Here is a 26,128-nt window from a genome sequence, read left to right on the forward strand (position 1 = left end):
CACGCTCAGCAGAACGGAGGGCCGGGCGGATGTCCTCGGCGAGTCTCCCAGGCTCCGGGGGCTCGACCCTGCGCGAGCTCGGTCCGCACTTCGTGATCGCCCCGCCCGGCGCCGAAGCCGGCGGGCTGGCCGCCGCGCTCGCGCCGCTGGCCCGGGTGCCGGAGGCGCTGGTCGTGCTCGCCGCCGCGCCGGACGCGGCGCCGGTGCTGCTCGCCCGGCTCGCCGACCTCGCCCAGGCGGCCGAGAACCGGGGCGCCGAGGCCCTGGTGATCGCCGCCTCCGGGCTCGCCGCGCCCGGCGCGCGCGGCCGACGGCCCGCCGAGCAGCTCGCCGAGCGGGCGGGCCTGGCGGTGATCGCGCCCGACGCGGTGGTCACCGTGGCCGCGGACGGGACGCTGCACACCAGCGCGCCCGACGGCACGGGCAACTGGTGGCGCTTCCAGGCGGGCCGGCCAGCTGGGCGGCTTGGGCCCAGCTGGCCGGTGCCCCGGGAGCCGGCGCCCGAGCCCGAGGCGACCGTCCCGGACCCCGAGCCCGAGCCCGAGCCCGAGCCGCCCGTGGCACCGCCGATCGTCCCGCCGGCGCCCCCTGCCCCGCCCGCACCGCCCGCTGTCCCGCCGGCGCCCCCGGTCGCCGCGCCCGTCCCCCCGCCGCCCGCACCGCCCAAGGCACCGCCGACGGCACCGCCCGCCCCGCCCGCACCACCGGCCGTCCCGCCGGCACCCCCCGCACCGCCGGTCGCCCCCGCCCGCCTGGTCAGCACACCCCTGCCCGCGGCCCCGGCTCCCGTCCCCGCACCCGCACCGGCACCGGCACCGGCACCGGCACCGGCACCGAAGCCCACCCCCGCCCCAGCCCCCACCCACGACCTCGTCATCACCCCCCTCCCCGGCGGCTACTGGGTCACCGCCACCCGCCCCACCGCCACCTTCCCGGTCCTCGAAGCGGCCGCCTCCTCCCCGCTCACCCTCCTCCTGGTGCTCGGCCACCCCGAGCACCCGGGCCTGCCGGAGGCGGGGCAACTCGCCACCCTGGTCACCACCTTGCTCACCAGCGCCGCCGCCGGCGCCCAACCGCTCCCCGAGCGCCTGCTGCTGAGCGCCCCCTGGGCCACCCCGGCCCGGCTCACCGGCCTGGCCACCGTGCTCTGCGCGACCCTCGACCGCGACGTGCACATCGCCATCGGCCTGCCGCTCCGCACCAATTCGGGCGAGTCCACCCTGCTGCTGGACGCCACCGCCACGCCCACCTGGGAGCCCTGCCTCACCGAGCTGACCGCCTCGCCGACCTCACGCACCGTCAGCCCCACCGCCTGGCGCTCCCGCCCGGACATCTGGACGCCGGTCGGCCCGGCCGTCCAGCGGCCGTTCCCCGGCTGGCACCTGGAAGCCGTCCCGGCGGGCCTCTGGCTCCGGACCGCCGATGTCCCGGCCCGCCCGGTCCCGGCCGCGCGCCGCCGCGAACCGGACCCGGCGCTGCCGGTGCTGATCGTGGGTCACCCGGACCGGCCCGTTCCGCAGGGGCTCTGGGACCACGTCGGCGACCTGCTCGCCGAGCTGCCGCCGTTCGGCCCGCCGAAGCTCGGGCTCCTGGTGGACGGCCCGATGGACCCGGAGACCGAGGCGGTCGCCCGGTTCAGTTCCCGGCTCTACAAGCTGACCTGGCTCACCCCCGACGGTCCGCCGGCGGCGCCCCGGCCCGCCGAGCCGGTCGCGGACCCGTCCCCGACCCTCAACCTCACCCCCGCCACCCCCGGCACCGACCCCTCCCCAACCGTCACCCTCTCCATCCCGCCGAAGCCGACCCCGGCTCCGACCCCGGCTCCGACCCCAGTTCCCGACCCCTCCCCCACCCTCAACCTCACGCCCAAGGCCGCCGACGCCCCCACCCCCACCGGCGACCGCGAGGCCCTGCAAGCCCTGCTCGGCCCGGCCTACCACCGCTGGGCCAGCCGCGCCGAGCAGCTCGCCACCCGGCTCCCCTCGCTGCGCGCGGGCTCGGCGGACGGCACGATCGTCAATCCGACCACCGACCTGGTCGCCGTGCTGCTCCACCACCAGGACTTCCCCGTGCCGGCCACCCGCGAGCAACTCGCCGCCGCCGCCCGCTCGGGCGATCCCGCGCACCCGCTGCTGCCCTACCTGCGGTGCCTGGCGGCCGGGCTGCGCCGGCTGCCCAGCCACCACGGCGGCGTGCTGGTCCCGGCGCCGGCCGGCCCGGTCGACCTCGACCGCTACGCCCCGGGCGCCGAGCTGCTCGAACCCGCTCCGGTCACCGGCTTCCCCTCCCACGACCTGGCCCAGCTGCCGGACGCGGAGGTGGAGTTCGCGGTCTGGTCGACCACCGGCCGCCGCACCACGGTCTGCGGTGAGCCGGGTGACGAACCGTTGGTCGTCTTCCCGCCCGGCACCCGCTTCACCGTCCTGGAAGTCCACCCCGCCGACTTCTCCGGCACTACGCCCCGCCCGACCCGGATCCTGCTGCACGAGTCGCCGACCCGCACCACCAAGCCCTCCCCGGACCGGCTGCGCGGCTGGCTGGAGCGGCGCGACGCGGTGCCCGAGGCCGACCACCGCACGCTCGCCAACCCGGCCCGGCTGCGCGGGACCCACCTGCTCGGAAGCTCCCCGACCGGTTAAAGTCCGCTCACCAACCACCAACTCGGAAAGGTGAGCGAACCATGTCCAGCACCACCCCCGCGCCCATCGAGATCCGGATCGAGCCCTGGGCCGAGACCGACCTCGCGCTGCTGGAGCTGATCAACACCGAGGAGATGCGCCGGCACGTCGGCGGCCCGGAGACCCCGGAGAAACTGCTGATCCGGCACCAGCGCTACCTGGACTTCCCCGGCCTGGGGACGGGTCAGATGTTCCGGGTGGTGGCCGGCGAGGACGACACCCCGGTCGGCAGCGTCGGCTACCACTCCCGCGAGTGGCAGGGCGAGCGGGTCTTCGAGATGGGCTGGAACGTGCTGCCCCCGTTCCGCGGCCTGGGCATCGCCCACCGGGCCGCGCTGGCCGGCGCCCTGGCCGCCGCCCGCACCGGGCAGCACCACTGGCTGCACGCCTTCCCCTCGGTCGACAACGCGCCCTCCAACGCGGTCTGCCGCCGGGTCGGCTTCGCCCTGCTCGGCGAGACCGACTTCGAGTACCCGCCGGGCCGCTTCATGCGCAGCAACGACTGGCGCCTCGACCTGACCGCGCTCACCCCGGGGTCGAGCTGACGATCAGTCATCCCTCCACCCGGACAACCGAATAATCGGCTGGCGCCCGCCCCTCGCTCCCTTGTACGGTGTAGAAGTCTTCTACACCGTACAAGATCGCACCGCCGCACGCGGACCACCGGGGGCACAGCCATGTCCGAAACCACGTCGACCCAACCACCCGCGGGCACCGTCGCCCGCCGGCCCGACCGCTGGCTGGTCCTCGGGGTGATCTGCCTGGTCCAGCTCGTGGTGATCCTCGACAACACCATCCTCAACGTCGCACTGCCCTCGCTGGCCGACGGCCTGGGCGCCAGCACCGCGCAGATCCAGTGGGCGGTCGGCGCCTACTCGCTGGCCCAGGCGGGCCTGCTGATCGCGGCCGGCGGCATGGCCGACCGGTACGGGCGCAAGAAGGTCCAGCTGATCGGCCTGTCGCTGTTCGGCCTCGGCTCGCTGGGCGCCACCATGGCCGGCGACCCCGGCGAACTGATCGCCGCCCGGGCCGGCATGGGCGTCGGCGGCAGCCTGCTGCTGGCCACCAGCCTGGCGATCGTGGTCCGCACCTTCGAGCCGGACGAGCAGCCCAAGGCGATCACCGTCTGGTCCGCGGTGGCCTCGCTCGGCTTCGCGCTCGGCCCGGTGATCGGCGGCGTGCTGCTGGCGCACTTCTGGTGGGGCTCCTGCTTCCTGGTCAACCTGCCGGTCGCGGCGCTCGGCCTGATCGCGGTGGCCCGGCTGGTGCCGGAGTCAAAGGACCCGCGCGGCGCCCGGCCCGACCTGCTCGGCGTGCTGCTCTCCAGCTGCGGCATGGTCGGCGTGGTGTACGGCATCATCCAGGGCCCGGAGGCCGGCTGGACGGCGCCGCGCACCCTGCTCGCGGGCGGCCTCGGCCTGCTCTTCCTGATCGGCTTCATGCTCTGGGAGCGCCGGATCGAGCACCCGCTGCTGGACCTCGGCTTCTTCCGCAACGCCCGGTTCCGCGGCGCGGTCTCCGGCGGCGTGCTGGTCAGCTTCGGCATGGGCGGCTCGCTCTTCCTGCTCACCCAGCACCTGCAGTTCGTGCTCGGCTACGACCCGCTGCAGGCCGGCCTGCGGACCGCGCCGATGGCCCTCACCGTGGTGGCGCTGAACATGACCGGCGTCGGCATGCGGCTGACCGCCAAGCTCAAGCCGCCGGTGGCGATCGGCCTCGGCCTGTCCCTGCTGGCCTGCGGGCTGGCCGCGATCGCCGAGTTCGGGCACGACGGCTCCTACCCGGGCATCCTGCTCGGCCTGGTGCTGATCGGCGCCGGCGCGGCCTGCTCCCAGCCGGCCATGGCGGGCTCGATCATGTCCTCGATCCCGCCGGAGAAGGCCGGCGTCGGCTCCGGCCTGATGGGCACGCTCAGCGAGCTGGGCAACTCGCTCGGGGTCGCGGTGCTCGGCGCGGTGCTGACGGCCGGCTTCACCGGCGCGCTGCCCGCCGGGGTGCCGTCCTCGGCGGCGGGCTCGCTGAACCAGGCGCTGGCGGCGGCCGGGCCGGACCTGAAGAAGCAGGTGAAGTCGGCCTTCGCGGACAGCCTGACCAGCAGTCAGCTGATCGGCGCGGTCGCGGTGCTGGTCGGCGGCCTGCTGGCGGCCTGGCTGCTCGGCCGGGCCGGTGCCGCCCAGCCGCCGGTCGCGCCGGCCCCGAGCGAGGAGCCGGTGGCCCAGCCGGGCTGAGCCGGACCCGCCTGCCCGGTCCGGTCCGACCCGGATCACGATCTACCATCGCAGCTGACGCGGCCATCCCCGGGCGGCCGCGCCGCAAGGCACGGCCCCCGAAGGACAGAGGCAGCAGGCATGGCCGACAAGCCGCACGACCCCACCCTCAGCGTCTGGCTCTCGCCGCCCGAGAAGAAGCGGCGGGGCGCGGCGCCGAGCGGGCTGAGCCGGGAGCGGATCATCGAGGCCGCGGTGGCCCTGCTGGACGCCGAGGGCGTCACGGCGTTCTCGATGCGCAAGCTGGCGGCCGGGCTCTCGGTCACCCCGATGTCGGTGTACTGGTACGTCGACAACAAGGACGCGCTGCTGGAGCTGGCCCTGGACGCGGTCATCGGCGAGATCCGGCCGCAGCCGCTGGAGGACCACGGCGACTGGCACCGGCACCTCTACGTGCTGGCCCACGAGTACCGCCGCTGCTACCTGAACCACCCGTGGGCGGCCGAGCTGAGCGGGCGCTACCTGGCGGTCGGCCCGAACGCGATGCTGTTCTCCAGCAGCGCGGTGCACGCGCTCACCCGCACCGGGCTGACCGGCGACCAGCTGGGCGGCGCGCTGGCCCTGGTCTTCCAGTACGCCTACGCGTTCGCGCTGGTCGAGACCCAGTGGAACCGGCGGGTCAAGCTGGCGGGCACCGACGAGGACGTGCTCTACCGGCAGATGCTCGGCCTGCTGAGCCAGGCCGACCCGCGGCACCAGGAGTTCGAGGAACTGCTCGGCTACGACCGGGAGAAGTCGATCGAGGCCGCCCGCAACCGCCAGTTCGACCAGGGCCTGGAGATGGCGCTGGCCGGCATCGAGGCGACGGTGGACCGGCTGCCGAAGCAGGACTGAGCACGCCTGCGCCGGAGGTCGGCCGATCCGACCTCCGGCGCAGGCGTGTGCTGAGCAGCCGTCAGATGTCGCGGAAGGTCTCGATCTGCGCGCCGATCGAGTTCAGCCGGTCCGCCAGGTCCTCGTAGCCGCGGTTGATCACGTACACGTTGCGCAGCACCGAGGTGCCCTCGGTGGCCAGCATCGCCAGCAGCACCACCACGGCCGGCCGCAGCGCCGGCGGGCACATCATCTCGGCCGCCCGCCAGCGGGTCGGCCCCTCCACCAGCACCCGGTGCGGGTCCATCAGCTGCACGCTGGCGCCCAGCCGGGTCAGCTCGGTCAGGTAGATCGCCCGGTTGTCGTAGACCCAGTCGTGGATCAGCGTGGAGCCCTGCGCGGTGGCCGCGATGGCCGCGAAGAACGGCACGTTGTCGATGTTGATGCCGGGGAACGGCATCGGGTGGATCTTGTCGATCGGCGAGCTCAGCTTGGACGGACGCACCGTCAGGTCCACCAGCCGGGTGCGGCCGTTGTCGGCGAAGTACTCCGCGCTCCGGTCGTAGTCCAGGCCCATCTCCTCCAGCACCGCGAGCTCGATCTCCAGGAACTCGACCGGCGCCCGGCGCACCGTCAGCTCCGAGGAGGTGACCACGGCGGCGGCCAGCAGGCTCATCGCCTCCACCGGGTCCTCGCTGGGCGCGTAGTCCACGTCGCAGCTGATCTCGGCGACGCCGTGCACGGTCAGCGTGGTGGTGCCGATGCCGTCGATCCGCACGCCCAGCTTCTCCAGGAAGAAACAGAGGTCCTGGACCATGTAGTTGGGGCTGGCGTTGCGGATCACCGTCACGCCGTCGTGCCGGGCGGCGGCCAGCAGCGCGTTCTCGGTCACGGTGTCGCCGCGCTCGGTCAGCACGATCGGGCGGTCGGGGCTGACGGTGCGGTCCACCTCGGCGTGGTAGAGCCCGGTGGTCGCGGTCACCTCCAGGCCGAACCGGCGCAGCGCGGCCATGTGCGGCTCGACGGTGCGGGTGCCGAGGTCGCAACCGCCGGCGTAGGGCAGCTTGAACCGGTCCACCCGGTGCATCAGCGGGCCGAGGAACATCAGCACCGAGCGGGTGCGGCGGGCCGCCGCCTGGTCCATCGCTGCCAGGTCCAGCTCGGCCGGCGGGGTGATCTCCAGGTCGGCGCCGTCGTTGGTCCAACGGGTCTTCACGCCGATGCTGTTGAGCACCTCCAGCAGGCGGTAGACCTCCTCGATCCGGGCCACCCGGCGCAGCGTGGTGCGGCCGGTGGTGAGCAGCGAGGCGCAGAGCAGCGCGACGCAGGCGTTCTTGCTGGTCTTGACGTCGATGCTGCCGGAGAGCCGGCGGCCGCCGACCACCCGCAGGTGCATCGGGCCGCCGTAGCCGAGCGAGACGATCTCGCTGTCCAGCGCCTCGGAGATGCGGGCGATCATCTCAAGGCTGATGTTCTGCCCGCCGTTCTCGATCCGGTTGACCGCACTCTGACTGGTCCCCAGAGCGGCGCCCAGCTCGGCCTGCGTCCAGCCACGGTGCTTTCGGGCGTCCCGGATGAGCTTGCCGATGCGCGAGAGGTAGTCATCTGCCATGCGCAGACCTTATCTCATCCATGAGATACGCCTGCGGGCGGCACCCCCGTTCGAGGGATACCGCCCGCAGGTGGGGTGATGACCTGGCATCAGCCCTTCTGCATGACCTCCGGCTCGTGCCGGCGCAGCAGCCGCTGGACCAGGAAGGCCATCGCGACCGAGAGCACCACGAGCATGCCCGCGTCGACGGACCACTGCAGGGCGCTGTGCGCCCACAGGCCGTCATGGTCGGTCGGGTGCGCGGGGTCGAGGATCATCATGTGGCCGAGGTCCAGCGTGGTGCCGACCACGGCGACGCCCCAGCGGGCCGGCATCAGCCAGGCGAGCTGGGCCAGCCCGGCCTTGTTGAAGAGCTCGAAGAGGCAGCCGGTGAAGACCACCTGGATGATCGCGAACATCACCAGCAGTGGCATGGTCTTCTCGGCGGTCTTCACCAGGGCCGAGATCACCAGGCCGAACATCATCGAGGCGAAGGAGAGCAGGATGATGCCGATCGCCATCTCGATGGCCGGCGTGCCGGAGAAGATCAGGCCCGAGGTGGGCAGCTTGCGGGTGGAGAAGCCGACCCCCGCGATGATCGCGCCCTGCAGCACGCTGACGAAGCCGAGCACGATGATCTTCGACATCAGGTACGCGCTCCGGGACAACCCGGTGGCCCGTTCCCGTTCGTAGATCGCCCGTTCCTTGATCAGCTCGCGGACCGAGTTGGCCGCCCCGGAGAAGCAGGCCCCGATCGCCAGCACCAGCATGATGGTGCCGGCCGCGTTGTTGGAGCCGTGCAGCGGGTTGGGCGCCAGGCCGTAGGTGGCCGGGACCACCGTGGAGACCACGCCGAGCACCAGCGGCAGCAGCACCGACAGCGCCATGAAGCCCTTGTCGGAGGCGATCACCGACAGGTAGCGGCGGATCAGCGTCCACAGCTGCGAGCCCCAGCTCTGCGGCTTGGGCGGCAGCACCGGCTGCTGGTTGACCGGCGTGTGCTGCACCTGCACCTGGTCCACGTCGGCCGAGTACTGCTGGTAGTGCACCGAGCTCTTGTAGCGGCCGGCCCAGTCGTGGTCCGGGTAGTTCTCGAAGGCCTGGAAGACGTCCGCCCAGGTCTCGTAGCCGAAGAAGTGCAGCGCCTCGTCCGGCGGGCCGAAGTAGGCCACCGAACCGCCCGGCGCCATCACCAGCAACCGGTCACAGATCGCCAGTTCGGCCACCGAGTGGGTGACCACCAGGATCGTGCGGCCGTCGTCGGCCAGGCCGCGCAGCATCTGCATGACCTCGCGGTCCATGCCCGGGTCCAGGCCCGAGGTGGGCTCGTCCAGGAAGATCAGCGAGGGCTTGGTGAGCAGCTCCAGGGCGACCGAGACGCGCTTCTGCTGACCGCCGGAGAGCGCGGTGATCCGGTTCTCGGCGCGCTTATCCAGGCGCAGCTCGTAGAGCACCTCGTCGATCCGGCGGGCGCGCTCGGCCGGCTCGGTGTCACCGGGGAAGCGCAGCTGGGCCGCGTACTTGAGGCCGGTGCGGACCGTCAGCTCCTTGTGCAGGATCTCCGACTGCGGCACCAGGCCGATCCGCTGGCGCAGCTCGGCGAACTGCTTGTAGAGGTTGCGGCCGTCGTAGAGCACCTCGCCGCGGTCGGCCGGGCGGTAGCCGGTGAGCGCGCGCAGCAGGGTGGACTTGCCGGAGCCGGACGGGCCGATCACCGCGATCAGCGACTTCTCCGGCACGCCGAAGCTGACGTCGTTGAGCAGGACCTTCTTGCCGCCCTTGTGCTCGACCTCGACGGTCAGGTGGTGCGCGGCGAAGGAGACCGGGCCGTTGTCGATGAACTCCTGGAGCTGGTCGCCGACCAGCTGGAAGGAGGAGTGACCGACGGTCAGCCGGTCCTGCGGGCCGAGCAGCTGACGCTGCACCGGCTGGCCGTTGACGTAGATCCCGTTGTGCGAGCCCAGGTCGACGATCTCGTAGCGCCCGTCGGCGAGCTGGCGCAGCTCGGCGTGGTGCCGGGAGACCTGCAGGTCGGAGACGACGACGTCGTTGTCCAGCGCGCGACCGATCCGGACGATCCGCATCGCGGCCGTCAGGTTCCGGATCATCGTGGGGTTGCGCTCGCTGAGGTAGCCGACCGAGCCGCCGCCCACGCCGTGGCCGAAGTCCTGGTGGACGGGCTGGTACGGCTGCTGCGGCGCGCCCTGGGCCTGCGCCTGCTGCTGCGGCTGCTGGTAGCCCTGCTGGGCCGGCACGCCGTACTGCGGCGCCTGCGGGGTGGCGTGCCGGTGCGTCTCCGCCTCGTGCACCGGCGGCTGGGCCACCGGCTGGGCGTACTGCTGCTGGCCGTACTGCTGCTGCGCGTACTGCTGCTGGTTGGCCTGCGGCGGGTACGGCTGCCCCACCGGCTGCGCCACCGGCGCGGGCGCCGAGAAGGCGAGCCGCGGCCCGTTCTCGGCGTTGCCCAGGTTGAGCACCGTCCCCGGGAGCAGCTGGGCGTTCAGGGTGCGACCGCCGCCGACCCAGGTGCCGTTGGTGCTGCCGTGGTCCTCCAGCTGCCATGCGGCGCCGTTGAACGAGATGGTGGCGTGCCGCCAGGAGACCCTGGCGTCGTCGAACGGGAAGTCCGCCTGCGGGTCCCGGCCGATGGTGTAGGACCTCCCGGGTTCCAGTGTCCGGTGCTGTCCGTTGATCTCAAGTACGAGTTGCGGCACTGTCCGCCTGCCCCGCTCTCTCGGTCCCCCGATGGCTTCCCCGTCGGTTTCGGGGAGTGAGGAATATCGCGTCTGACGGGGGGTAATCATTCCAGCTCGCACCGGAGGCCGAAAAGTCACCCCCGTCGACTGTGACCTGGCGGCAACGTTCTCACCGCGAGCCGGTGACGCGGGACGCCACCGAGGTGAACGGTGCACGTCCACGGGCCGGACGGACCCCGGCGCCCAGCCGTGCGCCCGGTAGCGTTGGCCGCACCATGGACACCACACCCACGCAGCCCCGGACCGCCGACGACGGGCGCACCCTGCTGGTCAAGGTCTTCGGCAAGGACCGTCCCGGCCTCACCACCGGACTCTTCACCATCCTGGCCGAGTTCGGCGTCGACGTGATCGACTTCGAGCAGCTGGTCACCCGTGGCCGGATAACGCTGTGCGCCCTGGTCACCCCGCCGGCCGGCGGCGACCAGGCCGTCGAGGGCGCGCTGCGGGTGACGGTGCACCGGTGGGCCGAGGAGCACAAGCTCCAGGCCGAGATCATCTCCGGCACCGGCGACAACCGCCCGCGCGCCGAGGGCCGCTCGCACGTCACCGTGCTCGGCAGCCCGCTGACCGCGGCGGCCGTGGCGGCGCTCGCCTCCCGGATCACCGAGGCCGGCGGCAACATCGACCGGGTCTTCCGGCTCGCCAAGTACCCGGTCACCGCCGTCGAGCTGGCCGTCTCCGGCGTCCCCACCGAGGAGCTGCGCGCCCTGCTGGCCCGCGAGGCGGCGGTCCAGCGGGTCGACATCGCCGTGGTCTCGGCCGGTCTGGAGCGCCGCGCCAAGCGCCTGGTCGTGATGGACGTCGACTCCACGCTGATCCAGGACGAGGTGATCGAGCTGTTCGCGGCCCACGCGGGCTGCGAGGCCGAGGTGGCCGAGGTGACGGCGGCGGCGATGCGCGGCGAGCTGGACTTCGCCGAGTCGCTGCACGCCCGGGTGGCGCTGCTCGCGGGCCTGGACGCCTCGGTGGTGGACAAGGTCCGCACCGAGGTCCGCCTCACCCCGGGCGCCCGCACCCTGATCCGCACCCTGCAGCGGCTCGGCTACCAGGTGGGCATCGTCTCCGGCGGCTTCACCCAGGTCACCGACTACCTGGTCGAGCTGCTGGGCCTGGACTTCGCCGCCGCCAACACCCTGGAGACGGTGGACGGCAAGTTCACCGGCCGGGTCACCGGCGAGATCGTCGACCGGGCCGGCAAGGCCCGCTGGCTCACCCGCTTCGCCGAGCAGGCCCGGGTCCCGCTGGCCCAGACCGTGGCGATCGGCGACGGCGCCAACGACCTCGACATGCTCAACGCAGCCGGCCTCGGCGTCGCCTTCAACGCCAAGCCGGTGGTCCGCGAGGCCGCCGACACCGCCGTCAACGTCCCCTTCCTGGACACCGTCCTCTACCTCCTCGGCATCACCCGCGAAGAGGTCGAGGCCGCCGACGACCTGCACGGCACCCCCCACGAGTGAACCGCGCACGCGTGCCGGACCCCTCGGTCCGGCACGCGCTACGGTCGTCCCGGAGGTGGCACCTTGGAGATGGCGGTCCCCGACTGGATGCGCGAGCAGATCACCGCGGCCGAGTACGACTCCTGGTCCGAGGAGGTGTGCCGGGAGATCGAGATCGTGGACGGGATGGTGCACCTGTCCGCCCGCCCCACCGCACGCCACAACCGACTCGCCCGCCGTATAGCCACTGCCCTTGAAGCAGCGTCAACCCCGCAGTGGTACGCCGACGGTCGCTTCGACCTCCGGCTCCAGGACGTTCCGCTCAACAACCGATGCCCCGACACCGTCGTCTACCGAGCGGACACGATCGACATCATGCCGTGCCGCCCCGAACACGTCCTGCTCGTCGTCGAGGTGGTTTCCCCCGGCTCCGAGACCACCGACCGCGTCACCAAGCCTGTCCAGTACGCCCAGGCCGGCATCCGCCACTACTGGCGGGTCGAGCGGGCGACCGATCCGGAGCCCGAAGTCTTCACCTACGAGCTCGACCCCGGCACCGGCGCCTACCGCGCCACCGAGGTCTTCACGGGGAGGGTGAAGGCCACCGCGCCGTTCCCGGTCGAGGTGGACCTCACCACTCCCTGACCGCCCGTCAGTCCACCGACGGCACGTAGTACGACACCAGTCGGCCCACGCCCGGCTCCACGCCGTCCCACGCGCCGTCGAAGGTGAGCACCGCGATGCCCGCGGTCGGGAAGCCGCGCTGGCGCAGCTGGTTGAGCTCGTCGCCCAGGGACTCGTCGCCGGCCAGCACCTCGACCAGGTTCTGCACGCCGGGGTTGTGGCCGACCAGGAGGAGGTCGGCGACGTCGCCGGGGGTCTCCTTGAGCACCTCGATGATCTCGCCCGCGGTGGCGTCGTAGATCCGCTTCTCGAAGACCGTGCGGCGCTGCCGCTTGGGCAGCTCGTGGGCGGCCAGCTTCCAGGTCTCCCGGGTGCGCACCGAGGTGGAGCAGAGCACGTACTCCGGGTTGATCCCCGAGTCGGCCAGCCACTGCCCCGCGACCGGCGCCTCGGCCCGACCGCGCTCGGCGAGCGGGCGCTCGTGGTCGTCCACCTGCGGCCAGTCGGCCTTGGCATGGCGGAGAACGATGATCCTGCGGGGCGCGGCGTGCTCGGTCATGGGGTCAGCTTGGCAGAAAACCCCGCGCCGGGCTCAGCTCTCCGGGATCAACCCATCGACTGGGCGACGGTGGCGATGATCGAGACCACGACGACCACGCCGAGGAAGATGCCGAGGATCCCCAGCAGCTTGCGGTGGCTGTCCGGCGGGTTGGGTTCGAGAACGGGCATGGGGAGAGTTTCGCACCCTTTCCGACTCGCCCCGCACCGGGGTCCGGTCAGCCGGCCTCGTCCTCCACGAACCGGTTGCGGGCGGCCCGCAGGCCGATCAGCACCTGCGGCACCAGCAGCGCGCCCATGAAGGCGAGCGGCAGGTACCAGCCCCCGGTGCTCTCGTAGAGGGTGCCGACCAGGATCGGGCCGGGGATGGAGATCAGGTAGCCGACGCCCTGGGCGAAGGCGGACAGCTGGGCCACCCCGCCGGCCGACCGGGCCCGCAGGCCGATCATCGTCAGGGTGAGCGGGAAGGCGCAGTTGGACAGGCCCACCAGCAGCGCCCAGAGCCAGGCCCCGCCGGCCGGGGCCAGCGCCAGGCCGAGGTAGCCGGCCACGCCGCAGGCCGCCAGCACGACCACGAAGAGCCGCTGGTCGCCGCGCCGGGCGGCCAGGTTGGGCAGCACGAAGGAGACCGGCACGCTGATCGCCATGACCACCGCCAGCAGCACTCCGGAGGTCGAGGCGCTGACCCCGGCGTCCTGGTAGATCTGCGAGATCCAGCCCATGGTGGCGTAGGCGCCGGTGGCCTGGCAGCCGAAGAAGCCGGCCATCGCCCAGGCGGTGCGGCTGCGGGCGATCGCCAGCCGCTCCCCCGAAGCCGGACCAGCCGCACCAGCCCCACCGGCACCGGCCGCTGAGCCCCGGCCGTCCCGCCGCAGCGCCACGGTGACCACCCAGACCAGCAGTGCCAGCGCGGCGAGCACCGCCCAGAGGCCGAGCCCGACCCGCCAGCTGCCGCCGAGCGCGCCGGTCAGCGGCACGGTGGTGGCGGCGGCGAGCGAGGTGCCGAGCGAGAGCGCCATCGAGTAGAGGCCGATCATCGGGCCGACCCGCTGCGGGAAGTAACGCTTGATCACCACCGGGATCAGCACGTTGGAGACCGCCACCCCGGCCAGCGCGACGGCGGTCAGCACCAGGAAGACGGCGGTGGAGCCGGCGAAGGAGCGGGCCGCCACGCCGGCCGTGATCGCGCCCATGCCCGCGGTGACCACCACGGTGGGCCCGAACCGCCGGGCCAGCACGGGCGAGGCGAAGCCGAAGAGCCCGAAGCAGACCGAGGGCACGGCGGTCAGCGCGCCGGCCACGGCGGCGCTCATGTGCAGGTCGCCGCGGACCCGGGAGAGCAGCGGCCCGAGGCTGGTGACGACGGGTCGCAGGTTGAGGGCGGCCAGTGCGACGGCGACCGCGAGCAGCGGGCCGAGCAGTCGGGCCCCAGGGCGATCGGCGGTGCCGGCGGGTTCGGCGGTGCCGGCGGTCTCGCCGGGGTCACCGGCGTCGTCGGAGTGCTTGGTGGTCTTCTCGGCCGTGGACATGGACGACATCATAGAATGATGGGATGAATTTGCCAGCACGATTCGGAGGCAAGATGGTGGTTGCCCTGACCGAGCATCAAGGAGACCCATGACGCTGTCCTCGCCGCGGCGCACCCCGCTGGCCGACCAGGTGATCGCCCAGCTGCGGGCCCAGATCACCTCGGGCGAGTGGCCGGTCGGCTCCCGGATCCCCACCGAGGCGGCCCTGGTCGAGCAGCTCGGGGTGGCCCGGAACACGGTCCGCGAGGCGGTCCGGGCGCTGGCCCACAACGGCCTGCTGGACATCCGGCAGGGCTCCGGCACCTACGTGCTGGCCACCAGCGAGCTGGCCGGCGTGATGCACCGCCGGTTCAGCGACGCCGAGCCGAGCCAGGTCGCCGAGCTGCGCTCGCTGCTGGAGGCCTCGGCCGCCGCGCTGGCCGCCGGGCGCCGCACCGAGCGCGACCTGGTGCTGCTGGAGACGGCGCTGGCCCGCCGCGAGGAGGCCTGGTTCGGCGGCGACCCGGAGGTCTTCGTGCAGGCCGACGCCGCCTTCCACCAGGCGGTGGTGGCCGCCGCCCACAACGACGTGCTGGCCGCGCTCTACGCCGACCTCGGCGAGGTGACCCGGGACCAGCTGCGCCAGGACGTCGGCCCGGTGCTCTCCCCGGAGCGGTACGTCGGCCACGACCGGATCCTGGACGCGATCCAGCGCCAGGACGGCGAGGAGGCGTCCCGGGAGGCGTCCTCGGTGATCCGCAACTGCGCACCGGCCGACTGACGGCCCGTCCGACTGACGGCCTGTCCGACTGACGACCCGGCCGGCCCCGCCCGTGCGAACGCCTCGGCCCCGCGCACCTGACGGTGTGCGGGGCCGAGGCGTTTCGTACGGGGTGTCAGGCGCCGATCGCGTGCAGGCCGCCGTCCACGTGGATGATCTCGCCGGTGGTCATCGGGAACCAGTCCGAGAGCAGCGCGACCACACCGCGGCCGGCCGGCTCCATGTCGGTCACGTCCCAGTGCAGCGGGGAGCGCGCGTTCCAGCTGTCGGCCAGCACCTCGAAGCCGGGGATCGACTTGGCCGCCATCGACTTGAGCGGGCCGGCCGAGATCATGTTGCAGCGGATGTTCTGCTTGCCCAGGTCGCGGGCCAGGTAGCGGGAGGTGGCCTCCAGCGCGGCCTTGGCCGGGCCCATCCAGTCGTACTGCGGCCAGGCGTACTGGGCGTCGAAGGTCAGGCCGACCACCGAGCCGCCCTCCTGCATCAGCGGCAGGCAGGCCATGGTGAGCGCCTTCAGCGAGTACGCCGAGACGTGCATCGCGGTGGCGACCGACTCCCACGGGGTGTTCAGGAAGTTGCCGCCCAGCGCGTCCTGCGGCGCGAACCCGATCGAGTGCACGACGCCGTCCAGGCTGCCGAGCTCCTCGCGGACCTGGTCGGCCAGGCCGGCCAGGTGCTCGGTGTTGGTGACGTCCAGCTCCAGCACCTTGACCGGGGCCGGCAGCTTCTTGGCGATCCGCTCGGTCAGGCTGGGCCGGGGGAAGGCGGTCAGGATGAGCTCGGCGCCCTGCTCCTGGGCCAGCTTGGCGGTGTGGAATGCGATGGAGGACTCCATCAGCACACCGGTGACCAGGATCTTCTTGCCCTCAAGGATTCCGCTCATGTTGCTCAGTGACCCATGCCCAATCCGCCGTCCACGGGAATGACGGCACCAGTGATGTACGCGGCCTCGTCGGAGGCGAGGAACCGCACGGTGGAGGCGACCTCGGCGGGCGCGGCGTAACGGCCGAGCGGCACACCCGAGACGATCTCCTTGCGGCGCTCCTCGCTGAGCACCGCGGTCATGTCCGTGTCCACGAAGCCCGGGGAGACCACGTTGACGGTGATGTTGCGCGGACCGAACTCGCGGGCCAGCGAGCGGGCGAACCCGACCAGGCCGGCCTTGGAGGCCGAGTAGTTCGCCTGGCCGGGCGAGCCCGTCAGGCCGACCACCGAGGAGATCAGCACGATCCGGCCCTTGCGGGCCCGCAGCATCTTGCCCGAGGCCCGCTTGACCACCCGGAAGGTGCCGGTGAGGTTGGTGTCGATCACCGAGGAGAAGTCGGCCTCGGTCATCCGGAGCATCAGGGTGTCCTTGGTGATGCCGGCGTTGGCCACCACGATCTCGGGCGCGCCGTGCTGCGCCTCGATCTCGGTGAAGGCGGCGTCCACCTGGGCGCCGTCGTTGATGTCGCAGCGAACCGCCAGCACGTCGTACTTGGCCAGGGCCTCGGGCACCTCGCCGGAGCGGCTGGTGATCGCGACCTTGTCTCCCGCCTCGGCGAACGCCTGGGCGATGGCGAGGCCGATGCCCCGGTTGCCTCCGGTGACCAGAACCGACCGGCTCACAGATCCACCTCTCCCTGGAGGGACGACCGTGTCGCTGCACGGGTGGTCCCGGTTGGTCCCCCCGGCTGGGGAGAACGTACGCACCGTGACGCTATCGGTCGATTCCGCGCCCCGACGAATCGACCCTCGACAGGGCCGCAACGGGTTAACTGTCGTCTTCCGACAATCGGCGGTCGTGAACCCGGACTCCGTACGGACGGGAACGCTCCGGCCCGGGTGCCCGTTTGCACCCACGGCACGGCGCCGCAGCCTCCCCTCCGGCTCCGGGCCGCGACCGACGCCGAGAACTCTCCAGTAAGGGCGACATCCCGATGAGCGAGGCACTCCCCCGGACCACACGCCGGGGCCGGCTGCTCACCCTGACCGCACTGGCCGCCGGACTGGGCGCCGCGGCCTGGGCGCTGCGCGGCCTGCCCGGGTCCTTCGGCCGCAACCCGGACGGCCGGGACGAGCGGATCCGCAATTCCCCGCAGTACGCGGACGGCACCTTCCACAACGCACCCTCCGAGCTGGTCCGGCGGTCCGAGCCGGGCCGCTCGGTGCCGGACTCGCTGCGCCGGGCGGTCTTCGAGAAGAACGGCCGCACCCCGGTGCGCCCGGTCCCACTGGTCCGCGAGCTGCCGCCGGCCACCGCCGCCGAGGGCGTCGCGGTCACCTGGTTCGGGCACGCGAGCGCGCTGGTGGAGATCGAGGGCAGCCGGGTGCTGCTCGACCCGATCTGGAGCGAGCGCTGCTCGCCGCTGTCCCGGGTGGGCCCGCGCCGGCTGCACCCCGCACCGGTGCCGCTGGCCGCGCTGCCACCGGTGGACGTGGTGCTGATCTCGCACGACCACTACGACCACCTGGACATGGAGACGGTCAAGCGCCTGGTGCACAGCCAGTCCGCCCCGTTCGCCGTGCCGCTGGGCATCGGCGGCCACCTGCGCCGCTGGGGCGTGCCGGAGCACCGGATCATCGAGCTGGACTGGGACGAGACCTGCACGCTGGGCGACCTGCACCTGACGCTGACCGCCGCGCACCACTTCTCCGGCCGCTCGTTCCGGCGCAACTCCACCCTCTGGGGCTCCTGGGTGGTGGCCGGCCCGAACCGCCGGGTGTTCTACACCGGCGACTCCGGCTACTTCGAGGGCTACGCCGCGATCGGCGCCCAGCACGGCCCGTTCGACGCCGCGCTGGTGCAGATCGGCGCCTACGACGCCGGCTGGGCCGACATCCACATGACCCCGGAGGACGCCGTGCTGGCCCACCGGGAGCTGGGCGGCGGCCTGCTGCTGCCGGTGCACTGGTGCACCTTCAACCTGGGGCTGCACCCGTGGGCCGAGCCGGTCGAGCGGCTGCTCACCGAGGCCAAGGCGCACGACGTGCCGGTGGCGGTGCCGCGCCCGGGCCAGCGGATCGACCTGGACGCGCCGCCGGAGCTGGACTCCTGGTGGACCGGGCTGGCCTGACGCGCCATCAGGCAACTGACACCCCGTCGACGCGCGCCATATCTCCTGGCCCTGCCCGCCCCGGACAGGACATGATGCGGTGTCGGACCGGTTCCGGCCCGACACCGCGCCCTCACCCCTGGGAGTCCGATGCCGCCGACACCGAGCAGCGCCCCGCCCGCCCACGCCGTCGACCCGGTCTTCCTCGCGCTGCCGATGCACCGGCTGGCCGACGCGGCGCTGGACCGGGCCCGGCGACTGGGCGCCGAGCACGCCGACTTCCGCCTGGAGCGCGTCCGCAGCGCCTCCTGGCGGCTGCGTGACGCCCGGCTGGCCGGCAGTTCCGACCGCGTGCAGCTCGGCTTCGCGGTGCGGGTGGTGGTGGACGGTGCCTGGGGCTTCGCCGCGGGCGTGGGCCTGACCGAGCAGGCCGCCGCCGAGGTGGCCGAGCAGGCGGTGGCGGTGGCCCGGCTGTCCGCCCGGGTGGGCGCGGCGGCCGGCGGTGACCGGGTGGAGCTGGCCGCCGAGCCGGTGCACCGGGACGCGGTCTGGGTCTCGGCGTACCGGATCAACCCGTTCGACGTGCCGGACGCCGAGAAGAGCGGGCTGCTGGCCGACTGGAGCGCCGCGCTGCTGGCGGCCGACGGCGTGTCGCACGTCACCGCCTCGCTGCTGACGGTGCAGGAGAACAAGTTCTACGCCGACACGGCCGGCACGGTGACCACCCAGCAGCGGGTCCGGCTGTACCCGCAGCTGGAGGCGGTCTCGGTGGACTCCCGCACCGGCGGCTTCGAGAGCATGAGCACGGTGGCCCCGCCGGCCGGCCGGGGCTGGGAGTACCTGCTGGGCACCGGCTGGGACTGGACCGAGGAGCTCTCCCGGATCCCCGAGTACCTGGCCGAGAAGGTCAAGGCGCCGAGCGTCGAGCCCGGCCGCTACGACCTGGTGATCGACCCGACCAACCTCTGGCTGACCATCCACGAGTCGGTCGGCCACGCCACCGAGCTGGACCGCGCGCTCGGCTACGAGGCCGCCTACGCGGGCACCACCTTCGCCACCTTCGACCAGCTCGGCGCACTGCGGTTCGGCTCCGAGCTGATGAACGTCACCGGCGACCGGACCGCCGACCACGGCCTGGCCACCATCGGCTACGACGACGAGGGCGTGGCCGCCCAGTCCTGGGACCTGGTCCGGGACGGCGTGCTGACGGGGTACCAGCTGGACCGCCGGATGGCCCGGCTGAAGGGCCTGGGCCGGTCCAACGGCTGCGCCTTCGCCGACTCGCCCGCCCGGGTGCCGGTGCAGCGGATGGCCAACGTCTCGCTCCAGCCGGCCGTGGACGGCCCGGACACCGAGGGGCTGTTCGCCGGGGTGGAGAACGGGCTCTACATCGTCGGCGACCGTTCGTGGTCGATCGACACTCAGCGCTACAACTTCCAGTTCACCGGCCAGCGGGCCTACGCGATCAAGGGCGGCCGACTGGCCGGCCAGGTCCGGGACTTCGCCTACCAGGCCACCACCACCGACTTCTGGGGCTCGATGACCGCGGTCGGCGGCCCCGGCACCTACCTGCTGGGCGGCGCCTTCACCTGCGGCAAGGCCCAGCCGGGCCAGATCGCCGCGGTCAGCCACGGCTGCCCCTCCGCGCTCTTCCGGCAGGTCAACGTGCTCAACACGCAGCAGGAGGCTGGTCGCTGATGACCAATCGGAAGAACTCCCCGGACCAGCTGGTCGAGCGGGCCCTGGAGCTGTCCACGGCCGACGGCTGCCTGGTGCTGGTGGACGAGGAGAGCTCGGCCAACCTGCGCTGGGCCGCCCTGGAGAACCAGCCGGGCGGCGCGCTGACCACCAACGGCGTCACCCGGGGCCGCCGGGTGACCGTGGTCTCCACCGTGGACGGCTCCGAGGGCACCGCCTCCGGCGTGCTCTCCCGCGAGGCCGCCACCGCCGAGGACCTGGCCGAGCTGGTCCGGGCCGCCGAGGCCGCCGCCCGCGCGGCCGGCCCGGCCGAGGACGCCCAGCCGCTGCTGCCGGGCGGCCCGGCGTCGTCCGACTTCACCGCCGAGCCCGCGCAGACCTCGATCGCCGTCTTCGACTCCTTCGCCCCGCAGCTGGGCCTCGCCTTCGCCCGGGCCAAGGCGAGCGGCCAGGCGCTCTACGGCTTCGCCCAGCACAGCGTGACCTCCACCTACCTGGGCAGCTCCACCGGCCTGCGGCTGCGGCACGACCAACCCACCGGCACGGTGGAGTTCAACGCGAAGTCGGACAACTCCTCGGCCTGGCTGGGCGAGAGCACCCGCGACTTCGCCGACGTCGACGTGCCCGCCCTGCAGACCCGGCTGGACGAGCGCCTCGCCTGGGGCAAGCGGAAGATCGAGCTGCCGGCCGGCCGCTACGAGACCCTGCTGCCGCCCTCCGCGCTCGCCGACCTGATGATCTACCTGGCCTGGACCACCAGCGGCCGGGACGCGGTCGAGGGCCGGACCGTCTTCAGCCGCCCCGGCGGCGGCACCCGGCTCGGCGAGAAGCTCAGCCCGCTGCCGCTGACCCTGCGCTCCGACCCGGCCGAACCCGGCCTGGAGTGCGCGCCGTTCGTCCTCGCGCACGCCTCCGGCAGCGACTACTCGGCCTTCGACAACGGCCTGCCGATCGGCCGCACCGACTGGCTGCGCGACGGCGAACTCAGCACCCTGGCCACCACCCGGCACTCGGCCGGGCTGACCGGACTGCCGGTGCGGCCGCTCGGCGACAACCTGGTGCTGGAGACCGCCGACCAGTCCGCCGCACCCACGCTGGCCCAGATGGTCGCGGACACCGAGCGGGCGCTGCTGCTCACCTGCATCTGGTACATCCGCGAGGTCGACCCGGCCACCCTGCTCCTCACCGGCCTCACCCGGGACGGCGTCTACCTGGTCGAGAACGGCCAAGTGGTCGGCGAGGTCAACAACTTCCGCTTCAACGAATCACCCGTGGACCTGCTCTCCCGGATCACCGAAGTCGGCCGCACCGAACGCTGCCTGCCCCGCGAATGGGGCGACTGGTTCAGCCGGGCCGCGATGCCCCCGGTGCGGGTGTCCGGCTTCAACATGAGCTCGGTGAGCCAGGCCTCCTGACCGAGAGTCCGGATTGGACGAGAAACGACTGACCAAGACCTCCAAGCTGATCGCCCGAACCCTGCGCCACGATCCCGACTCCCTCGGGATCAGCCTGGACGAGGGCGGCTGGGTGCCGGTGGACACCCTGCTCGCCGCCCTCGCCCGGGCCGGCACCCGGCTCACCCGGGAGCAGCTCGACCAGCTGGTCGCGACCAACGACAAGAAGCGCTTCGCGTTCAGCCCGGACGGCGCCCGGATCCGGGCCAGCCAGGGGCACACCGTCGAGGTGGACCTCGGGCTGGCCCCGGTACCGCCGCCCGCCGTGCTCTACCACGGCACGGCACGGCGCACCGTGCCGGCGATCATGCGCGAGGGGCTGCGCCCGATGAACCGTCAGGACGTGCACCTGTCCGCCGACCCGGAGAGCGCACGCCGGGTCGGCTCCCGGCACGGCAGTCCGGTGGTGCTCCGGGTGGACGCGGCCGGACTCGCCCGGCTGGGCCACGAGTTCCGCCGCAGCGCCAACGGGGTGTGGCTGACCGGGGCGGTGCCGCCGGGCTTCCTGAGCCCGGCGGCAGCGGGCCGCAACGACTGAAAGGACCTTCGGCCCCGGTCTGCCCGGGCCGCCCGGCGCGGCGTACCGTGGGGATGAACCGGGCGGAATCGGAGCCGTGCGGGTACGCAGTGAAGGCGGAAGTGCAGATGAGCAGGAGCGGGGACCGCGAGGTCTTCCGGATCACGGGCGCCCGGACCGGCCTGAGCGAGGACGTCCGCGGCCGTCAGCGCCGCTACGTCATCTCGATGTTGATCCGCACGCTGTGCGTGCTGCTGGCCGTGGTGCTCTGGGACGTCCAGCGCTACCTGGCCTTCGCCGCGCTGGCCGGCGGGGTGCTGCTGCCGTACTTCGCGGTGATCATCGCCAACGCCGGCCGGGAGCGGGCGCCGGGCCTGCCGAGCACCTTCGACGTGCCGCCGACCACCCCGCTGATGCTCGGCCCGGGAGGCACGGGTGGCGCGGGTGGCGCGGGTGCGCAGGGCGGCCCGGCTGCCGCGGCGGCCGACGCCGAGCAGGCCTGAGCCGAGCGGGCCCCGGCCGGGCGGCCCGTCGACCTGCCACTATTTCTGGCAGTGACCTGACAGGCCGTCACCACTACTCTCCGTATACGGGCGGCTCGGGCCGCAGACTTGAGCCTCAAGGCAATCTATGCCCGATTCGCCCTTTTTCATGGGCCTTTGACGGCCGTCAACCTCAGGGGAACCTCAAATAAATCTTGTCAGGCCTAGCCAATGCCCCACCCTTTCGTGACATACTGCGTACGCGTTCCGCATCCCCCGTCGGAGCGACAGACCGACGCCGGGCGGCTCCCCCCGTGGCCGCCCGGCGTCGTCACGCCCGCAGCCGGGTGAGAGACTCTCCGATCATGAGCATCGACTTCTTCGGCACCGACTCGGCCGAGGGTCCGCAGGGCCCTCCGAAGTGCTCCGCCAAGGGCTGCCGGTCCGCCGCCGAGTGGGTTCTGGCCTGGAACAACCCGAAGCTGCACACCCCCGAGCGCCGCAAGACCTGGCTGGCCTGCGAGGAGCACCGCGAGCAGCTGAGCCAGTTCCTCGGCGTCCGCGGCTTCCTGCGCGACACCGTGCCGCTGGCCGACTGGACCGACGAGGCCTGAGGCCTGACGGCCCGTCAACCGTCCCTCCCCGGCCGTCCCAGCCCGCTGCCTCAGCCGCCGATCGCCGACATCGGCCGGTCCGGCTGGTGGAAGTCGGGGGCGTCGATCCCGGCCCCGGCCTTCTTGCCCCACATCGCGGCCCGCCAGAGCGCGGCCAGCTCCGCGTCGTCCGCCCCGGAGCGCAGCGCGGTGCGCAGGTCGGTCTCCCCGGTGGCGAACAGGCAGTTGCGCACCTGGCCGTCGGCGGTCAGCCGGGTCCGGTCGCAGGCCCGGCAGAACGGCCGGGTGACCGAGGCGATCACGCCCACGGTGGTCGGGCCGCCGTCCACCAGCCACCGCTCGGCCGGCGCGGCGCCCCGGTCGGCGGAGGGCTCGGGAGTCAGCGCGAACCGCTCGCCGAGCCGGGCCAGGATCTCCTCGGCGGTGATCATGCCGGCCCGGTCCCAGCCGTGCTGGGCGTCCAGCGGCATCTGCTCGATGAACCGCAGCTGGTAGCCGTGCTCCAGGCTCCAGGCCAGCAGGTCGGCGGCCTCGTGGTCGTTGACCCCGCGCATCAGCACGCTGTTGACCTTCACGGGGGTGAGCCCGGCGGCCTCCGCCGCGGCCAGGCCGGCCAGCACGTCCCGGTGGCGCTGGCGGCGGGTCAGGGTGTGGAAGGTGTCCTCGTCCAGGGTGTCCAGCGAGACGTTCACCCGGTCCAGGCCGGCCGCCTGCAGCGCCGCGGCGACCCGGGTGAGCCCCACCCCGTTGGTGGTGAGCGAGAGTTCGGGGCGCGGCCGCAGCTCGGCGCAGGCGGCCACGATCGACACCAGCCCGGGCCGCAGCAGCGGCTCCCCGCCGGTGAACCGCACCTCGCGCACGCCCAGCTCGCGCACCGCCAGCCCGACCAGCCGGACGATCTCCTCGTCGGTCAGCAGGGTCGGCTTGGCCAGCCACTGCAGGCCCTGTTCCGGCATGCAGTAGGTGCAGCGCAGGTTGCACCGGTCGGTCAGCGAGACCCGCAGGTCCACGGCCTGCCGGCCGAAGGTGTCGAGGAGCACGGTGCACACCTTCCAGTCGCGAGCGGCGCCCGGCCCACCACCGGGTGGACCGGGCGCCAGCTTAGACCAGCGGGATCTTCGGCCTCCGGCTCGGCTCAGTGCGCCCCGATCCCGGTGAGGGAACGGACCTCCAGTTCAGCGTACTTCGCCGGGTCGGCGGGCCGGCGGGAGAGCACGGTGCCCAGCCAGCCGGCCAGGAAGCCGATCGGGATCGACACCAGGCCCGGGTTCTCCAGCGGGAACACCTGGAAGTCGGCGTGCGGGAAGAGCGAGGTCGCAGTGCCGGAGCCGACCGGCGAGAGGAGCACCAGCAGCACCGAACTGACCAGTCCCGCGTACACCGAGCAGACCGCGCCGGCCGTGGTGAACCGCTTCCAGTAGAGCGAGTAGAGCAGGGTCGGCAGGTTGGCCGAGGCGGCCACCGCGAAGGCCAGCGCCACCAGGGCCGCGGTGTTCAGCTTGTCCGCGGACAGGCTCAGGCCGATCGAGACCGCGCCGACCGCCACCGCCGCCCACTTCGCCGAGCGCACCTCCTCGCGCTCGGTGGCCCGGCCGCGCCGGATCACGTTGGCGTAGAGGTCGTGGGCGAAGGAGGCGGAGGAGGTCAGGGTGAGGCCGGCCACCACGGCCAGGATGGTGGCGAAGGCCACCGCCGAGATCACCGCCAGCAGGACCGCCCCGCCGGTGGTGCCGGGACCGCCGCCGAGCTCCTGGGCGAGCAGCGGCGCGGCGGTGTTGCCGGCCGCGTTGGAGGCCTTGACGGTCCGCGGCCCGACCAGCGCGGCGGCGCCGAAGCCCAGCGCCAGGGTCATCAGGTAGAAGGCCCCGATGATCCCGATCGCCCAGAACACCGAGGTCCGGGCCACCTTCGCGGTGGGCACCGTGTAGAAGCGGACCAGCACGTGCGGCAGGCCGGCGGTGCCGAGCACCAGGGCGACGGCCAGGCTGAGGAAGTCCAGCTTGCTGGTCGGACTGGCGCCGTACTTCAGGCCGGGCTGCAGGAAGGCGGCGCCCTTGCCGCTGGCGTGCGCGGCGGCGCCCAGCAGGGCGGACGGGTCGAACCCGTACCGGGCCAGCACCAGCACGGTCATCAGCGCGGCGCCGAGGATCAGCAGCACCGCCTTGACGATCTGCACCCAGGTGGTGCCCTTCATCCCGCCGACCGTGACGTAGAGCACCATCAGCGCGCCGACGGCGACCACGGTCCAGCGCTTGGCCGCGTCGCCCTCGATGCCGAGCAGCAGCGCGACCAGCGAGCCGGCCCCGACCATCTGGGCCAGCAGGTAGAAGACCGAGACGACGAGGGTGGAGATCCCGGCCGCGGTGCGCACCGGCCGCTCGCGCATCCGGAAGGCCAGCACGTCGGCCATGGTGTAGCGGCCGGAGTTGCGCAGGGGTTCGGCGATCAGCAGCAGGGCGACCAGCCAGGCCACCAGGAAGCCGATCGAGTAGAGGAAGCCGTCGTAGCCGGAGAGCGCGATCGCGCCGGCGATCCCGAGGAAGGAGGCGGCGGACATGTAGTCCCCGGAGATCGCCAGGCCGTTCTGCAGGCCGGTGAAGCCGCGGCCGCCGGCGTAGAAGTCGGCGGCGGTCCTGGTCTGCCGGCCGGCCCAGAGCGTGATGCCCAGGGTGACCAGCACGAAGCCGGCGAACAGCGCGACGGTCAGGCCGCGGTGGGCACCGGCCGGGCCGGCCGCCAGCAGGGCGGCGGTGTGCGTGCGGCTCACGCGCCCTCCCCGCTGGTGACGACGGCGCTCCGCGCGTACCGGCGGCGCAGCTCCTCGGCCCGGGGGTCGAGCCGGCGCCCCGCGAACCGGGCGTACCAGGCGGCGATCGCGAAGGTGCTGGCGAACTGCGAGAGGCCGAGCAGCAGTGCGACGTTGAGGTTGCCGATCACCTTGGCGCCCATCAGGCCGGGCGCGTAGCCGGAGAGCAGCACGTAGAGCAGGTACCAGAGGAGGAAGGCGACGGTCACCGGGAAGGCGGAGCCGCGGAAGGTCCGGCGCAGGGTGCGGAACTGCGGGTCCTGGTCGATCCGGTGGCCCTGCGGCGGGACGGTCTCGGTGAGGGTGCCGTCCGGCGGGGTTCCGGGTTGCGGGGGGAGGTCCAATCCATCTCTCCTTCGTGCGCGTTCCGATGCATGCTAGGAGCGATTCCCTGTTCACGAACCGGGTTGAGACACGTTCAGCCCACTCTTCACACTGATGCACCGTCAATCTGGCCGAAATGCGGCGGGTCCGCACCCCCTGTTTCCGAAAAGAACTGAGGGCGGCACC

At 72.9% G+C, this 26,128-nt stretch carries 23 protein-coding genes; 13 read left to right on the top strand and 10 right to left on the bottom strand.

Annotated features, from left to right (window positions below):
• Nucleotides 1-29 precede the first annotated feature (29 nt).
• From FHX73_RS05090 to FHX73_RS05105, 4 genes are all read left to right on the top strand, one after another.
• Nucleotides 30-2,639 carry a hypothetical protein gene (locus FHX73_RS05090; RefSeq protein WP_145903600.1) on the top strand — a complete coding sequence of 870 codons (2,610 nt, stop codon included), beginning with the start codon at nt 30-32 and terminating at the stop codon, nt 2,637-2,639.
• Between the two features lie 41 nt (nt 2,640-2,680).
• Complete coding sequence (locus FHX73_RS05095; protein WP_145903602.1) at nt 2,681-3,223, top strand: GNAT family N-acetyltransferase; 543 nt, start codon at nt 2,681-2,683, stop codon at nt 3,221-3,223.
• 132 nt (nt 3,224-3,355) lie between these two features.
• Nucleotides 3,356-4,906: an MFS transporter gene (locus FHX73_RS05100; protein WP_145903604.1), complete on the top strand. Its 1,551-nt coding sequence runs from the start codon at nt 3,356-3,358 to the stop codon at nt 4,904-4,906.
• Between the two features lie 120 nt (nt 4,907-5,026).
• Nucleotides 5,027-5,779 carry a TetR/AcrR family transcriptional regulator gene (locus FHX73_RS05105; protein WP_145903606.1) on the top strand — a complete coding sequence of 251 codons (753 nt, stop codon included), beginning with the start codon at nt 5,027-5,029 and terminating at the stop codon, nt 5,777-5,779.
• A gap of 61 nt (nt 5,780-5,840) precedes the next feature.
• Here the strand turns inward: FHX73_RS05105 and FHX73_RS05110 are convergent, their stop codons facing one another.
• The gene (locus FHX73_RS05110; protein WP_145903608.1) at nt 5,841-7,370 is read right to left on the bottom strand and encodes a helix-turn-helix domain-containing protein; all 1,530 of its coding nucleotides are present in this window, start codon (nt 7,368-7,370) and stop codon (nt 5,841-5,843) included.
• Between the two features lie 89 nt (nt 7,371-7,459).
• Complete coding sequence (locus FHX73_RS05115; RefSeq protein WP_246213355.1) at nt 7,460-10,063, bottom strand: FHA domain-containing protein; 2,604 nt, start codon at nt 10,061-10,063, stop codon at nt 7,460-7,462.
• 257 nt (nt 10,064-10,320) lie between these two features.
• Here FHX73_RS05115 and serB point away from each other — a divergent pair, with 257 nt between their 5' ends.
• The gene (serB, locus tag FHX73_RS05120; RefSeq protein WP_145903612.1) at nt 10,321-11,562 is read left to right on the top strand and encodes a phosphoserine phosphatase SerB; all 1,242 of its coding nucleotides are present in this window, start codon (nt 10,321-10,323) and stop codon (nt 11,560-11,562) included.
• Between the two features lie 69 nt (nt 11,563-11,631).
• Nucleotides 11,632-12,186: a Uma2 family endonuclease gene (locus FHX73_RS05125; RefSeq protein WP_145903613.1), complete on the top strand. Its 555-nt coding sequence runs from the start codon at nt 11,632-11,634 to the stop codon at nt 12,184-12,186.
• Nucleotides 12,187-12,193: 7 nt separating this feature from the next.
• Here FHX73_RS05125 and FHX73_RS05130 read toward each other — a convergent pair whose 3' ends face one another.
• The 3 genes from FHX73_RS05130 to FHX73_RS05135 are packed head-to-tail and all read right to left on the bottom strand — an operon-like array spanning nt 12,194 to nt 14,252.
• A complete protein-coding gene (locus FHX73_RS05130) occupies nt 12,194-12,724 on the bottom strand; it encodes a SixA phosphatase family protein (RefSeq protein ID WP_145903614.1) in 531 nt (176 codons plus the stop codon).
• 47 nt (nt 12,725-12,771) lie between these two features.
• Entirely contained in the window at nt 12,772-12,894 is a 123-nt protein-coding gene (locus FHX73_RS47090) for an SGM_5486 family transporter-associated protein (RefSeq protein WP_281292646.1), read from the bottom strand.
• A 47-nt stretch (nt 12,895-12,941) separates the two neighbouring features.
• Nucleotides 12,942-14,252, bottom strand: a complete 1,311-nt coding sequence (locus FHX73_RS05135) for a CynX/NimT family MFS transporter (protein WP_246213356.1) — start codon at nt 14,250-14,252, stop codon at nt 12,942-12,944.
• Between the two features lie 88 nt (nt 14,253-14,340).
• Between FHX73_RS05135 and FHX73_RS05140 the strand changes: the two genes are divergently transcribed.
• Complete coding sequence (locus FHX73_RS05140; protein ID WP_145903616.1) at nt 14,341-15,012, top strand: FadR/GntR family transcriptional regulator; 672 nt, start codon at nt 14,341-14,343, stop codon at nt 15,010-15,012.
• 115 nt (nt 15,013-15,127) lie between these two features.
• On the opposite strand, the gene fabI is transcribed toward FHX73_RS05140, so the two are convergent.
• Nucleotides 15,128-15,895: an enoyl-ACP reductase FabI gene (gene fabI, locus FHX73_RS05145; protein ID WP_145903617.1), complete on the bottom strand. Its 768-nt coding sequence runs from the start codon at nt 15,893-15,895 to the stop codon at nt 15,128-15,130.
• Nucleotides 15,896-15,900: 5 nt separating this feature from the next.
• Nucleotides 15,901-16,620, bottom strand: a complete 720-nt coding sequence (fabG, locus tag FHX73_RS05150; RefSeq protein WP_145903619.1) for a 3-oxoacyl-[acyl-carrier-protein] reductase — start codon at nt 16,618-16,620, stop codon at nt 15,901-15,903.
• A gap of 311 nt (nt 16,621-16,931) precedes the next feature.
• On the opposite strand from fabG, the gene FHX73_RS05155 reads away from it, so the two are divergent.
• The 6 genes from FHX73_RS05155 (at nt 16,932) to FHX73_RS05180 (ending at nt 22,812) form a co-directional block, all read left to right on the top strand.
• Nucleotides 16,932-18,068, top strand: coding sequence for an MBL fold metallo-hydrolase (locus tag FHX73_RS05155; protein WP_145903621.1), 1,137 nt, complete (start codon nt 16,932-16,934; stop codon nt 18,066-18,068).
• 129 nt (nt 18,069-18,197) lie between these two features.
• On the top strand, nt 18,198-19,745 hold the full coding sequence (locus FHX73_RS05160) for a TldD/PmbA family protein (RefSeq protein WP_145903623.1): 1,548 nt from the start codon (nt 18,198-18,200) through the stop codon (nt 19,743-19,745).
• On the top strand, nt 19,745-21,160 hold the full coding sequence (locus tag FHX73_RS05165; protein WP_145903625.1) for a metallopeptidase TldD-related protein: 1,416 nt from the start codon (nt 19,745-19,747) through the stop codon (nt 21,158-21,160). Before FHX73_RS05160 ends, FHX73_RS05165 begins: the two co-directional genes overlap by 1 nt.
• Nucleotides 21,161-21,173: 13 nt before the next feature.
• Entirely contained in the window at nt 21,174-21,737 is a 564-nt protein-coding gene (locus FHX73_RS05170) for an RNA 2'-phosphotransferase (RefSeq protein WP_145903626.1), read from the top strand.
• 107 nt (nt 21,738-21,844) lie between these two features.
• Complete coding sequence (locus FHX73_RS05175; protein WP_246213357.1) at nt 21,845-22,219, top strand: DUF3099 domain-containing protein; 375 nt, start codon at nt 21,845-21,847, stop codon at nt 22,217-22,219.
• 344 nt (nt 22,220-22,563) lie between these two features.
• The gene (locus FHX73_RS05180) at nt 22,564-22,812 is read left to right on the top strand and encodes a hypothetical protein (protein WP_145903631.1); all 249 of its coding nucleotides are present in this window, start codon (nt 22,564-22,566) and stop codon (nt 22,810-22,812) included.
• 50 nt (nt 22,813-22,862) lie between these two features.
• Here the strand turns inward: FHX73_RS05180 and moaA are convergent, their stop codons facing one another.
• The 3 genes from moaA to FHX73_RS44520 all read right to left on the bottom strand — a co-directional run bounded on the left by moaA (nt 22,863) and on the right by FHX73_RS44520 (nt 25,962).
• Entirely contained in the window at nt 22,863-23,852 is a 990-nt protein-coding gene (gene moaA / locus FHX73_RS05185; RefSeq protein ID WP_145903633.1) for a GTP 3',8-cyclase MoaA, read from the bottom strand.
• Between the two features lie 95 nt (nt 23,853-23,947).
• Nucleotides 23,948-25,579 carry a solute symporter family protein gene (locus tag FHX73_RS05190; RefSeq protein WP_170304852.1) on the bottom strand — a complete coding sequence of 544 codons (1,632 nt, stop codon included), beginning with the start codon at nt 25,577-25,579 and terminating at the stop codon, nt 23,948-23,950.
• A complete protein-coding gene (locus tag FHX73_RS44520; RefSeq protein ID WP_170304853.1) occupies nt 25,576-25,962 on the bottom strand; it encodes a DUF485 domain-containing protein in 387 nt (128 codons plus the stop codon). The genes FHX73_RS05190 and FHX73_RS44520 overlap by 4 nt, the downstream gene beginning before the upstream one ends.
• Between the last annotated feature and the right edge of the window lie 166 nt (nt 25,963-26,128).

The organism is Kitasatospora viridis (assembly GCF_007829815.1).
GTDB classification, from domain to species: domain Bacteria; phylum Actinomycetota; class Actinomycetes; order Streptomycetales; family Streptomycetaceae; genus Kitasatospora; species Kitasatospora viridis.